At 70.3% G+C, this 13,005-nt stretch carries 9 protein-coding genes; 6 read left to right on the top strand and 3 right to left on the bottom strand.

Annotation, left to right across the window (positions count from 1 at the left end; all coding sequences use genetic code 11):
* Nucleotides 1-125: 125 nt before the first annotated feature.
* The 3 genes from DQW06_RS23075 to DQW06_RS23065 all read right to left on the bottom strand — a co-directional run bounded on the left by DQW06_RS23075 (nucleotide 126) and on the right by DQW06_RS23065 (nucleotide 4,294).
* Nucleotides 126-1,295 carry a quinone-dependent dihydroorotate dehydrogenase gene (locus DQW06_RS23075; RefSeq protein ID WP_013151850.1) on the bottom strand — a complete coding sequence of 390 codons (1,170 nt, stop codon included), beginning with the start codon at nucleotides 1,293-1,295 and terminating at the stop codon, nucleotides 126-128.
* Nucleotides 1,292-2,218, bottom strand: a complete 927-nt coding sequence (locus tag DQW06_RS23070; protein ID WP_041552322.1) for a proteasome assembly chaperone family protein — start codon at nucleotides 2,216-2,218, stop codon at nucleotides 1,292-1,294. The genes DQW06_RS23075 and DQW06_RS23070 overlap by 4 nt, the downstream gene beginning before the upstream one ends.
* A 333-nt stretch (nucleotides 2,219-2,551) precedes the next feature.
* Entirely contained in the window at nucleotides 2,552-4,294 is a 1,743-nt protein-coding gene (locus DQW06_RS23065; protein ID WP_071621596.1) for an ABC-ATPase domain-containing protein, read from the bottom strand.
* A gap of 939 nt (nucleotides 4,295-5,233) precedes the next feature.
* Here DQW06_RS23065 and DQW06_RS23060 point away from each other — a divergent pair.
* From DQW06_RS23060 to DQW06_RS23035, 6 genes are all read left to right on the top strand, one after another.
* Nucleotides 5,234-6,235, top strand: a complete 1,002-nt coding sequence (locus DQW06_RS23060) for a glycosyltransferase (RefSeq protein ID WP_117199297.1) — start codon at nucleotides 5,234-5,236, stop codon at nucleotides 6,233-6,235.
* Between the two features lie 112 nt (nucleotides 6,236-6,347).
* Complete coding sequence (locus tag DQW06_RS23055) at nucleotides 6,348-7,718, top strand: aminotransferase class I/II-fold pyridoxal phosphate-dependent enzyme (RefSeq protein WP_117199296.1); 1,371 nt, start codon at nucleotides 6,348-6,350, stop codon at nucleotides 7,716-7,718.
* Nucleotides 7,715-8,929, top strand: coding sequence for a cyclopropane-fatty-acyl-phospholipid synthase family protein (locus DQW06_RS29835; protein WP_013151845.1), 1,215 nt, complete (start codon nucleotides 7,715-7,717; stop codon nucleotides 8,927-8,929). The genes DQW06_RS23055 and DQW06_RS29835 overlap by 4 nt, the downstream gene beginning before the upstream one ends.
* Nucleotides 8,926-9,615, top strand: a complete 690-nt coding sequence (locus DQW06_RS23045) for an ABC transporter ATP-binding protein (protein WP_071621595.1) — start codon at nucleotides 8,926-8,928, stop codon at nucleotides 9,613-9,615. The genes DQW06_RS29835 and DQW06_RS23045 overlap by 4 nt, the downstream gene beginning before the upstream one ends.
* Nucleotides 9,609-11,753: an ABC transporter permease gene (locus DQW06_RS23040; protein WP_117199295.1), complete on the top strand. Its 2,145-nt coding sequence runs from the start codon at nucleotides 9,609-9,611 to the stop codon at nucleotides 11,751-11,753. Before DQW06_RS23045 ends, DQW06_RS23040 begins: the two co-directional genes overlap by 7 nt.
* Complete coding sequence (locus DQW06_RS23035) at nucleotides 11,753-12,976, top strand: beta-ketoacyl synthase (RefSeq protein ID WP_117199294.1); 1,224 nt, start codon at nucleotides 11,753-11,755, stop codon at nucleotides 12,974-12,976. Before DQW06_RS23040 ends, DQW06_RS23035 begins: the two co-directional genes overlap by 1 nt.
* Nucleotides 12,977-13,005: the final 29 nt, after the last annotated feature.

Genomic DNA, 13,005 nt, shown 5'->3' with positions numbered 1-13,005 from the left:
CCCCCCCCCCCCCCGCGTCCGTGCGGCCGCGTCGCGCCCCTGGGTGGCGGTCGCGGCCCCGGGAGGCGGAGCCGCGGGTCCGTTCGTCGGTGGCGGGTCCGCGGACCCGGGCTCCGGCGGCGGGCTCAGCCCTTGGCTGTGGCCGCGGCGGGGTCCGCCCCCTGCCCAGTGTCGGCCGCCGGGGCGGCCGGGGAGGGGACGTCGGCTCCGACGACCTCGTTGATGGAACGGTGGCCGGAGGCCCGCACCAGCCGGGCGAGGCCGCGGTTGATGCGGCGGGGCCAGAGCGGACCGCCGTAGATGAGGCCGGTGTAGCCCTGCACGAGGCTGGCCCCCGCCCGGATGCGGAACCAGGCGTCCAGGGGCGTCTCGATGCCGCCGACGGCGATCAGGGTCACCCGGTCGCCCACACGGGCGCGCAGGCGGCGCAGCACCTCCAGGGAGCGCCGCTTGAGGGGGGCGCCGGACAGGCCGCCCGCACCGGCCGCCTCCACCTGCGCCGCGGGGGTGGTCAGGCCCTCACGGGAGATGGTGGTGTTGGTGGCGATGATGCCGTCGAGTCCCTCGGCCAGCGCGAGGTCGGCGACGGCGTCGACGTCCTCGTCGGCGAGGTCGGGGGCGATCTTCACCAGGAGGGGCAGGTCCGGGCGACCGGCCTCGGCCATGGCCTCGCGCACGGCGGCCAGGAGCGGGCGCAGCCGCTCCACGCCCTGGAGGTTGCGCAGCCCGGGGGTGTTGGGCGAGCTGACGTTGACCACCAGGTAGTCGGCGTAGCGGGCCAGGCGCCGGGCGCTGAGGGCGTAGTCGGCGGGGGCCTCCTCCTCGGGCGTGACCTTGGTCTTGCCGATGTTGACGCCGAGCACGGGACGGCGGCCGCCGCGCCGGTGGTGGAGGCGTTCGGCGACCAGGGCCGACCCCTCGTTGTTGAAGCCCATGCGGTTGACGATCGCGCGGTCGGCCACCAGCCGGGACAGGCGCGGCCGCGGGTTGCCCGGCTGGGGCTGGGCGGTGACGGTGCCCACCTCCACGAAGCCGAAGCCGAGCGCCGCCAGCCCGGAGGGGCTCTCCGCGTTCTTGTCGAAACCGGCCGCGAGCCCCAGCGGGCCGGGGAACTCCTGCCCGAGGGCGTGCACGGTCAGCTCCGGCTCGCGCGGCCCGAGCACGCCTTTCATGGCGGAGGCCACGGCGGGCAGGGAGGTCACGCCGCGCAGCGCGGCGAAGCTGAGCCTGTGGACCTTCTCCGCGTCCATGTGGCGCAGGACCGAGCGGAAGAGCATCTGGTAGAACACGGTCATCCGTTTCCCTCGCCCTCGCGCTCGGCGAGGAAGCGTTCGAGTTCGGCGCCGAGCTCGTCGGCGGTGGGCAGCTGGGCGTCGTCGTCGGCCAGCGGGAGCGTGGGACGCTCCTCGGGGTCGGTCCGGGAGGACATGATGTCGTCGTACTGGCGCTCCAGGTTGGCCACGACGCGCTGGATCTCCTCGGAGGCCATGACCTGTTCGGCGATGTCGACGTCGGTCGCCGCGGCGACCTCCTCCATCTCCGTGGTGGCCAGGGCCAGGCCGGTGGCCCCGGCCACGTACTCGGCGGCGGCGATGGCCGCGCGCGGGTACTGGGCCTGGGCCAGGTAGCTGGGCACGTGGACGGCGTAGCCCACGAAGTCGTGGCCCCGCTCGCCGAGCCGGTACTCCAGCAGTGAGGTGGCGCTGCCGGGCACCTCGACGCGGCCGATCCACGGGGTGTGCCCCTCGACCAGCTCGGGGCGGGTGGAGTGCGGGGTGACCGTGACCGGCCGGGTGTGCGGGACCGCCATGGGGATGCCGTGGACGCTGACGGACAGCGTGACGGAGAAGTGGTCGACGAGGCGGCCCACGGCGGCGGCGAAGGCCTCCCACTCGCGGTCCGGCTCCGGGCCGTGCAGGACCAGGAAGGGGGCGCCCTCGTCGTCGTGCAGCCGGTACAGGGCGATCTTGGGCGCGTCGTAGGCGGTCCAGGTATTCTCGACGAAGGTCATCGTCGGACGGCGCGAGCGGTAGTCCACGAGGCGGTCGGCGTCGAAGGTCGCGACCTCCTCCGCGGTGAACCGTTCGAACAGCGACGTGATCAGCTGGCGCCCGGCGTGTCCGGCGTCCACGAAGCCGTCCAGACAGACCAGCATCGCCAGGCCGGCGACATCCTCGAAGCCTGGGTGGAGTTCGTACAGATCTGCGGAATCACGCACCGGGTTCTCGTCTCCAAAACTGGTCGGGATCACAGGGCCGCGCTCGCGCGGCGGTCGGGCGCCGGGGTACGGCCGGGGAGGCCCGATTCGCACCGCCTGGGAGGCTGTGCCCTGCTTCTCCAGAATACCGACCCACCAGCCCACCGACTGAGCCGCGCGAGGGCGCTCACGCCCCACGACACCACCGCCACCGGTCGGCGCGGAAAGGGAACCCCGGCCGGTGGAGCCGTGCGAGGACGCTCGCCCACACCCCTACCAACCCCGACCGGTGGAGGGAGCTTCCTGCAACCGGGGCATGAGAGGACCGCCACACCCCGGCCCCGCCCCCGCGGCTCAGTGCAGGTCGGCCACCAGCAGCGAGCGCAGCCGGTTGAGGACGGCGGCTACCTCGAAGCGGCGCGGCAGGGCGTAGTCGCCGCCGAAGTCGGAGCCCAGCAGGGTGACGCCCCTTCTGTCCAGGGCCTCCTCCAGGGAGTCGAGCGCCTCGGCGAGGGTGCGGCCGCCGTCCAGGTGGCGTCCGGCGACCAGCTCGCGCAGGGCCAGCCCGGCACCGGTGATCTGCCCGGGGTCGACGAACTGCTCCACCGCGCGCACGTCGACGTCGTGGTCGCCGAACACCAGCACGTCCATGTCGCGGCGCTTGATCCGGCCCCGGCCCCGCGAGGTGCCGTCGTCCACGGAGGCGGGATCGACCACGCGGGGGCGCGGCAGGGCGAAGTCCGCGTCCACGCGCTCGCGGGCGAGTTCGCGGGCCCGTTCGGTGACGTCGTGCGGGTGGTAGGCGTCGAGCATGACGACGTGGTCGGCGACGTCGAAGTAGTCGCCGCTGCCGCCCATGACCAGGACCGTGGACACCCCGTGCTCGCGACGCAGGGGCCGGACGAGGTCGATGAAGGGGACGAGGGGCTCCCGGTCGCCGTGCACGAGGGCCTGCATGCGCTCGTCGCGGATCATCAGGTTGGTGGCGGTGGAGTCCTCGTCCACCAGCAGGGTGCGCGCCCCCGCCTCGACCGCCTCGCAGATGTTGGCCGCCTGCGAGGTGGACCCGGAGGCGTTCTCGGTGCGGAAGTCGCTCGTGTCGGCGCCGGTGGGCAGGTTGCGCACGAAGGGGCTCACGTCCACGCGTTCGACCCTGCGGCCCTCCTCCGCGCGGATCTTGACGGCGTCGCCCCTGGTCACCACCAGTTCGCGGCCGTCGCCGGGAACGTGGTCGTAGACGCCGCGCTCCAGGGCGTGCAGCAGGGTGGACTTGCCGTGGAAGCCGCCGCCGACGATGAGGGTGATGCCCTCGGGCACGCCCATGCCGCTCACCGTGCCCCGGTGCGGCAGGTCGACGCTGACCCGCAGGCCCTCGGGGGAGGCGAAGGGCACGGCGCCGCCTGTCATGGGTTCGTCGCTGACACCGCTGCGCCGGGGCAGCACGGCGCCGTCCGCGACGAAGGCCACCAGGCCCCTCTCCTCCAGCTGGGAGCGAAGGGCGACCGTGTCGGCGACGGTGTCGGCGAAGGCCGCGGCCTCCTCGGCGTCGACCTCCTCCCAGTCCAGGTCGTCCACCAGGCGGGGCAGGGTGCGGCACAGCTCCCGCTCGGCGGTGCGTCCGTCGATGCGGCGGCCGTGGCCGGGCAGGTCGATGCCGATGCGCAGGTCGATACCGCCGTCGGTGAGCTGGCAGGAGGAGCGTTCGATCACCTCCTGGCCGCCGGTGTCGATCCTGAGCAGCGATCCGCGCAGGAGCCGGCGGGCGCGCCGCCCCAGGTAGTCGGCGGTGGCGCGGCGGCGCACCGGGTCGCCCCAGGCGCTCTTGGGGACGCCGGCGTCCGGGATGAGCACGCGCACCCGCGAGGGCGGTGCGAAGGGGTCGGCCTGGACCCGCTGCACGGTCAGGGTGAAGTCGCCGAAGTCCCAGTCGCCCCTGAGTGACTTGTAGCGGCCGTAGGAGGCGCCGTCCATGCGCAGGAGCTCCTCGGAGAGCCGGGCCCCGTCGCGGACTCCGCGGATCGGCTCGGGTTCGGGCCCGCGCCCGCCGCCGCGGCCCCCGTACCGGCGCCCCTGGCCTCCTCCGTACCGTCCCGTCATCGCTGTCCCCCAGACGTCGTTTCCTCTGCTCCGGCCAGGTTAGGCGTTGGGTGGATTCGCCGCAGAAAGCCTGTGGACAACCGCGTCCGCCCTGTTCGGAGCCCTGGCCGTCCCCACCGGTCCGTCCGGCGCGGACACCACGCGCCCCGCCCTCCTCCGGACCCTCCGAGGGCGGACCCGTCCGATCCGCTGGCCCGGGGCCCGGGCGGACCCGCCCGGGCGCCTCGCCCCCCGTGGGACGCGCGACGGGAGCCCCGGTGGCCGACCGGTGGGCCGGGAACCGGGGAATCGGCGCGCCCCGAACGCCGCGCTCCCACCCGCCGCCCGGCGGCGCGCCGGTGCGAACACCCCCGCGCCCCGGCAGTGGCACAGTGAAGCCGCCCCGCGGTAACAAGCGCGCAACATGACCGCGGAAAAGCGAGAAACGCGAATCCAACATTTCTCTTCGTGGTCGAAATACTGCAAGAAGTGACAGCAGAACGTGAATCCACCGATTCCTCCGCCCCGAGGACGGAAAACCTTCACCAGGGAACACGCACCGGCCCGACGCAACGCCCCTGCCCCACGCCTTCCCCACCTGGCCCTCCAAAACATGAGACTTTTAGTGTGATACGCGTCACATTTGACGCTTATATTCGCCAATGCTACTTTCGTGGACGTCCCATAAATTTTGCTTAGGTGCGTTTACTGGTGCGCGTTATATTGTTCGCCCCCGAGACATTCAATCTCGCGGAGACAACCCGGTCCATCGAGGTGGCGAAACACCTCCGTGAAACATATGAATGCGTCTTTTCCGGGTATTCCGAAAGATACTCCGGCCTCATTGAAGAGGCCGGGTTCACGTTTCACCGCCTGGCCCCCGCGCTGACCGACGAGGACGCGGACCAGCTGATCCGCGTCGACCAGGGGAAGGCGGTCCGGCACCCCTTCACCGCCGCGATGCTCCGCACCCGCGTCGCCAGTGAACTCGCCCTCATCGGCACGCTCCGCCCGGCGGCGGTCGTGATCGGCACGACGCTCAGCCAGTTCGTCTCCGCCCGTGCCGCCGGCGTGCCGCTCGTCTACGTCAAGCCCTTCGCCTACAGCTGGCCCCACATCCTCCAGACGCGGTCGCTGCCGCTCGCCGAAGGGGACGGCCCGCTCCCCCGGGCGGTCAACACCGGCGCCGCCGCGCTCCTGCGGGAGGCCGCCCGGGTGACCACCTACAAGCCCGCGGCCTTCCGGGCAGTCGCGCGCGAGCACGGGGTCAGGCTGCCCGGTCGCACCATCCAGGCGCTCGACGCCGACCTCAACCTGATCACCTCCCTCTCCTGCTACCTGCGCCCCTACCGGATGCCCGCGAACTACCGCCTGGTCGGCCCGGTCTTCGCCCGGATCGACCGGGAGATCCCTCCGGACGTGGTCCGCGTCGCCGAGGCCTCGGCGCGGGCGAAGCGCCCGGTGGTCTACTTCGCCATGGGCAGTTCCGGGAACCGGGAAGTGGTGCTCCGGGTCCTCACCGAGCTCTCCCGGATGCCCGTCACCGTCATCGCCCCCGTCGCCTCCTACCTGGAGGAGAGCGACCTCCCCCAGGTCGCGGACAACATCCACGTGCGCGACCTCCTCCCCGCACACCTGCTCGGCGACCTCATCGACGCCTCCGTGATCCACGGGGGCGAGGGGACCGTGCAGACCGCGGTCACGACCGGAAAACCCTTCGTCGGAATCGGCCTGCAGATGGAGCAGCGGTGGAACGTGGCGGACTGCGTCCGCTTCGGAAACGCCGTCGCCGTCTCCCCCAAGGACGTTTCCGGAGCCTCTTTCCGCAATGCCGTGGAGAAGGTCCTCACGGACCCCCGCACCCGTTCCCGCGCACGCACCCTCCGCGAACTCCTCTCCGGAGTCGACGGGGCGGCGTCAGCAGCGGAACACATTCACGAACACGTGTCTCAGAAGCCGTGAAGAACGACTTGGAGCCCCCATGAGCCACACGAGTAACATGAGTACCGATCTACTCAAGACCGTCGCCGAAATAGCCTCGTACGAAACCCACGAAATCGACCCTGGAAAACTCATGATCGACGACCTCGGGTTCGACTCGATCATGATCATGGACCTCGTCTCCAGCCTCGCCAAGAACTACCCCCAGATCCGCTCGATCGACCCGTGGGAGGACTTCCAGGACGACATCACCTACGCCGACCTCGAACTCCGTCTGCACGCGCTGGTCGAGGACACCCCGGCGGACGCCCCCGCGGCTCCCGAGGGCATCGCACGGATGGAGAAGATCGTCCAGTTCGGGGACTTCCTCCGCGGACAGGAGGACCTGCCCTACTTCGCCGCCTACCGCGGGATCGCCGCGAACACGATCAGTGTCGGCGCCCGCACGTTCGTGAACTACTCCAGCTACAACTACCTCGGCACCAACGGCCACCCCCGTATCCGCAAGGCCGTCGACGACGCCGTCGCGGAGCACGGGACCTCGGTCTCGGCGAGCAGGCTCATCGGCGGCGAGATCGGCCTCCACGGGGAACTGGAGCGCACGATCGCCGACTTCATCGGCGTGGACGACGCGCTCGTGCAGGTCGGCGGGCACAGCACCAACGTCAACATCCTCGGGAACCTGTTCGGTGAGGACGACCTGATCCTCCACGACTCCCTGGCCCACAACAGCCTCATCCAGGGCGCGCTGCTCTCCGACGCCAAACGCAAGCCCTTCAAGCACAACGACATGGAGAACCTGGAGCAGGAGCTGGCACGGCTGCGCCCCAGGTTCCGCAACGTCGTCATCGTCGTCGAGGGCGTCTACAGCATGGACGGCGACCTGTGCCCCCTGCCGGAGCTGCTGCGGATCAAGGAGCACCACGACGCCTTCCTCATGATCGACGAAGCCCACTCGATCGGCACCGTGGGGCGCGCGGGCCGCGGCGTGGCCAGCCACTTCGGTGTCGACCCGCGCCGCGTCGACATCCACATGGGCACCCTCAGCAAGGCCTTCAACAGCTGCGGGGGCTACATCGCCGGAAGCCGAGGGTTCGTCGAGTACCTGCGCTACAACCTCCCCGGCTTCGTCTTCAGCGTGGGCATGACCCCCGCCAACACCGCGGCGGCCCTGGAGTCGATCCGCCTGTGCCAGGAGAACCCCCACTGGATCGACGAGCTGCACGGGATCTCCCAGCGCTTCCTCGACACCCTGAGGGACATGGGCCTGGACACGGGCAAGAGCGGGGGCACGCCCGTGGTCCCGCTCATCACCGGCGACTCCGCCCTCGCCCTGAGGTTCTCCGAACAGCTGCACGTCAGCGGCATCAACGTGGCGCCCATCCTGCACCCGGCGGTCCGGGAGGACGAGGCCAGGCTCCGCTTCTTCCTGTCCCGCCTGCACACCGAGGAGGACCTCGAGGTGACCTTCAAGGCGCTGAACGAGCTGGAGGCCACCCGATGAGGCACAGCGAGATCGCCCTCAGGCGGCACGACCTGGCGCTCCGCTCCCGGCAGACGCCCGTCGTCCGCGCGGCGCTGGCGGCGGCGAACGGGCTGGGCCTGCGCGGCGGCCCCCTGCTCCAGCTCCTCCTCCTGTCCAAGCTCCAGGGGTTCCTCCGGCACATCGTGCTCACCCTCATGGACCGGGAGTTCCCCGACGGCGACCTGTCCGCGCGCCCGGACACCGACCCCCGGATCCTCGACGACTTCCTCCGGCTCGCCCTGGAGCTGGGCGTCGCCGCACGGGTGGACGGCGCCGTCGTCCCCGAACCCGCCTACACCACCGGGTTCCCCGGCTTCGGCGGCGACTCGGCCACGCGCCCGCGCGCCGAGGCCGAGAAGGACTACGTGTTCGTCCGAGGGCTCATCCGCAAGGCCGAGGCGGACGGGGAGACCGGGCCGCTCCACCGACCGGACGTGCGCTACCTGATCGTCCTCAGCCGGTACATCCTCGAACTGGAGGGCATGGGGTTCGACGCCCAGGTCGCGCCCTCCTTCTCCGAGAAGTTCTACTCCGACCTCGGGGCCCTGGCCTACGAGCTCTACACGAAGCGCTCGTTCGAACGGCTCTGCCGCCGCCTCTCCCCCGCGTCCGTCCTGGACATCGGCTGCGGTGACGGCCTGCACATGAGCTCGGTGCTCTCCACCCTGCCCACCGCACGGATGGTCGGTCTGGAACCCCAGGTGAAGGTCGCCGACGCCACACGCGAGCGGCTGTCCGGCCATCCGAACACACGCGTGGAATCGGTCCGGTTCACCGACCACGACACCACCGACCGCTTCGACATGGTCCTGAGCAGCTTCATGATCTTCTACATGCCCGAGGAGGAGCGCGTCCCGTTCTTCCGCAGGGTCCGTGAGGTCCTGTCGCCGACGGGCACCTACGTCATCGGCCAGTACTTCCCCGACTTCGAGGACGTCCAGGAGGTCCTCGTGCGCTCGACCTCCCCGGTGCCGGGCATCCAGCTCTACCTGTCCGGTGTGGGCAACTCCCTGGTCAAGGCCGAGGCTCTCCTCAACCGCGTGCTGTCGGACTTCCGGTCGGTGGCCTACTGGAGCACGCTCCAGGACCAGCTCTCGGAGGCCGGCCTGGCCGTGGAGGAGATCGTTCCGGCGGACAGCATGTACTACTCGTACTTCCTGCTCGTGCGGCGGGCGGAGGGCGCCTCGTGATCACGGCGGAGAACCTGGTCAAGTCGTTCCCCGTCGGCGGGGAGCACGGCACCACCGTGCTCAAGGGGGTGTCCCTGAAGATCGAGGAGGCGACGCTCTGCACCATCCTCGGCCCGTCCGGGTCCGGGAAGTCCACACTCCTCAACTGCCTGTCCGGTCTGGAGGGGATCGACTCCGGCACCGTCACCGTCGCCGACCGCGACGTCCACTCCCTGTCACGCCGGGAGGTCGACCGCTTCCGCCGCGACGAGATCGCGTTCGTCTTCCAGGAGTACAACCTGGTCGGGGACCTGACGCTCCACGAGAACATCGTGCTCGACCGGCCGCTCATCCCGAAGGTGGACGAGCTCATCGACGGCTGGAACCTGCGCGGCGTGGTGGACAGCTTCCCCGGTGAGTGCTCCGGCGGCCAGCGGCAGAAGTGCGCGATCCTGAGGGCGCTCAACAAGGAGTGCGCGATCCTGTTCTGCGACGAGCCCACGGGCGCGCTCGACACGGTGTCGACCCGCGAGGTCTTCTCGGTGCTCCAGGACCTGACCCTGCGGTTCGGTGTCACCATCGTGATGATCACGCACAACGAGCTGGTCACGGGGATCTCCCACCAGGTCGTGCGCCTGCACGACGGCCGCGTCGTCTCCGACGACCGGGGCCTGGCCCCCGTGGACGCCTCGTCGGTCGCATGGTGAGCCCCGCCCTCCGCGACACGCTGCGCAAGCGTGTGCGTCGACGAGCGAAACGCAACTGGCCCGAACTCGTGACGCTCTTCCTCATCACGGTCATCGGGTTCACCCTGAGCAACTCCTTCTTCGTGGCGTCCACGAGCGTGCTCGGCGACCTCGAACGCTTCGCCCAGGAGAACAACCAGGAGGAGGGGTACTTCCTCGCCGACGACGGGGAGGGGGAGCAGGTACGGGGCGAGGTGGCCGACGGAGTGGAGTCGGTGCTCAGCGCCGACGTGCCGGGACCGGACGACTCCACGCTGCGGCTGTTCCCTCCCCGGGAGTCGATCAACCTGCACGCGGTGGTCGCCGGACGGGACCTGGAGGCCGACGACGACGTGCTGCTCGACGAGCAGTACGCCAACGCCCACGGGCTGGAGGTCGGCGACCGCGTCACCGTCGGGTCCCTCGACCTCGAAGTGGTCGGCTTCGCGACCGCACCCGACTACATGACCACCAAGAGCAGCGAACTGGTCCTCCAGCCGAACGCGGACGATTTCGGCATGGCGTTCGTCACCGGCGACACCTTCGACGCGGAGTTCCTCGACGAGGCGACCCGGCAGTTCTCCTTCGACGAGCGCACCGACGTCGCGTCCGTCATCGACGAGTACGCTCCCTCGCTCATACGCGACTCGGACAACAACTCCCGGATCCAGCAGGTCATCGGGGACTCCGCCGCCCCGCGCGACCTGGCCGCGCTCATCTTCGTCATCTTCACGGCCATCATCGTCGCCCTGGTGTCCGTGTACCACTTCGAGACGCGCAGAAGGGAACAGCGCGACATCGCCACCTTCGAGCGGCTCGGGCTCACCTCCCGCCTGCGCGGGCACTACCGGGTCGAGACGGTGCTCACACTCGTCGCGGCCTGGGCCGTGTGCACGGCCCTGACGGCGGTGGCGGCGACACCGATCATGTCGATCAACGGCAGGCTCTACAACTATCCGCCGCTCTCGGTCGACGTCCCGGTGCTGGTCGCCGTCTCCCTGGTCACCCTCGCCGTGCTGCTCCTCGTGGACTACGCCTGCTACCGGATGGTCCACCGAAGGCCCCGCCAGCGCCGCAGGGTACGCCGGGAGCCCCGTGTGTCCACCTCGGGGCTGCGGTTCATCCCCGACTTCGGGCTGCGGCTACGGCTGGTCAAGGCCCTGCGCAACCCCCGGGAACCGCTGTCCCTGGTCGCGCTCGTACTGATCGTCAGCCTCTTCGTGAACTTCTCGTTCATGCTGAAGATCTCGGTGGACGAGTACGTGGCGATGCTCGAAACGGACACCGACTACGAGTACATGTACGTGCTGTCGGACGCCGTGGCCGAAGCGGGCCTGGAAAGGGACGAGGACGAGCCCGCCCGGCTCACCACCCTGTACGACGACGAGCACGTCGCGCAGATGGTGTTCTCCGTACCGTCGGACTCGCGCTTCTTCGGTGAGGTGGACGGACCCACCGTCACCGAGGCGTTCGCCGACAAGTACGGGGTGGGCGAGGGCAGCGAGCTCCGGTTCACCGACATCGAGGGCGAGGCCGAGTACACGCTGGAGGTCGGCGCCGTCACCGACAACGCGACCTCCGCGCTGGTGTACGTACCCGAGGACCAACGGATCGAGGACTCCGGAACGCGGGCCCCGTCCGTCCCGGTCGTGTTCACCGGGTCGCGCCATCCCGACCTGCACGACGCGGTCCCCTCGGTCTCGCGGGAGAGCATCGCCTCCTCCGGGGAGAGCATCGTCGAGATCATCAACATCCAGGTGTCGCTGCTCATCGGTATCGCGGTGGCCCTCCTGGCCATCATGCTCCTGTCCATCTACCGCTTCACCTTCGCCACCCAGGGCGAGTTCGTCAGGATCATGCGGATGAACGGCTACTCGCCCGGCGTCCTCAACCGGGCGGTGTTCGGCTACACGGTCCCCCTGGTCGTGTCGCTCGTCGCTCTGACCGCGTTCACCGCCTCAGCCGTGGTCCGGGCGTTCTTCGACCGGATCATGTCCACCTTCGTCACCTTCGTCCCCGCGAGCACGTCCTATCTGCCGTTCGCCCTGACCTGCTCGACCGTGCTCGTGCTCTTCGCGGTCGTCCTCATCAGGTCGCGATCCCGCCTGAGAAGGAGTTGATGGTGTCCGAAACGCAACGACGCGTCGTGGTGACCGGTACCGGCGTGGTGAGCCCGATCGGCGCTGACACGGAGGAGTTCTGGGGATCGCTGCTCAACGGCAGGACGAACTTCACCGAACCGGACATCGAGGGTGTGACCCTCGTCGCCCGGGTGCCCGACGGTTGGGAGGAGGGGTTCCCCACCCGCGTCCGCCGCCACACCGACCGGGTCACCCGCCTGGCGCTGCGCGCCTCGAAGGAGGCCCTGACCGGCGCGGGCCTGCTCGATCTGCCCGAGGTGCTCCACGGGGCGGGCCTGTTCATGGGCAGCTCGATCGGCGGCGTGCAGACCCTCGCCTCCGAGTTCGGTGACGGGGCCCTCCACGGGGTACGGGAGATCTCCCCCCTGATCGTGCCCAAGGGGCTCATGAACATGATCGCGGCGAACATCTCCATCGAGTTCGGACTGCGGGGCGAGGCGCTCAGCTACGCCTCCGCGTGCGCCTCGGGCAGCGTGGCGATCGGCGAGGCGTTCCGGAGGGTGCGCGCGGGCGACCTGGAAGTGGCCGTCGCCGGAGGCGCCGAGGCCTGTGTCATCGACCAGGTCCTCGAACCGTTCAGGAAGCTGGGCGCCATGACCTCCTCGTCCGATCCCGACAGCGCGTCGGTGCCCTTCTCCGGCAACCGCTCGGGGTTCGTGATGGCGGAGGGCGCGGGGGTCCTCGTCCTGGAGTCGTGGGAGCACGCGCGGCGGCGGGGCGCGCCCGTCCTCGGCGAGGTGGTGGGCTACCACGGCACCTCGGACGCGGGCTCGCTGCTCGCCCCCGACCTGGACGGGGTCACCCGTGCGATGGCGGGGCTGTTCTCGCCGAGGTCCGACCACGGGGTGTCCGAGGTCGGATACGTCAACGCGCACGGCACGTCGACGCAGCTCAACGACCGGACGGAGGCGTCGGCGATCGCGTCCCTGTTCCCGCACCGGCCGCTGGTGTCGTCGACCAAGTCGTACTACGGCCATCCGCTCGGAGCGGCGGGCGCGCTGGAGGCGATCGTGTGCCTGCTCAGCCTCGCCAGGGGCGTGGCCGTCCCCACCCTGAACGTGAGCAAGGACGACGTGGATCCCGACATCGACCTCAACCTGCTCCTGGGGGATCCGCAGCCGATGCCCGAGGGACTGGCCCTGTCGAACTCCTTCGCCTTCGGCGGGCAGAACTCCTCGCTCCTGCTGTCCCGGGCGGGGTGAGGAAGCGGTCCCGCCGGGGCGGGGGGACC

The organism is Nocardiopsis sp. TNDT3 (genome assembly GCF_003427465.1).
GTDB classification, from domain to species: Bacteria; Actinomycetota; Actinomycetes; order Streptosporangiales; family Streptosporangiaceae; genus Nocardiopsis; species Nocardiopsis dassonvillei.
This window is presented reverse-complemented; position numbering and strand designations above follow the sequence as displayed.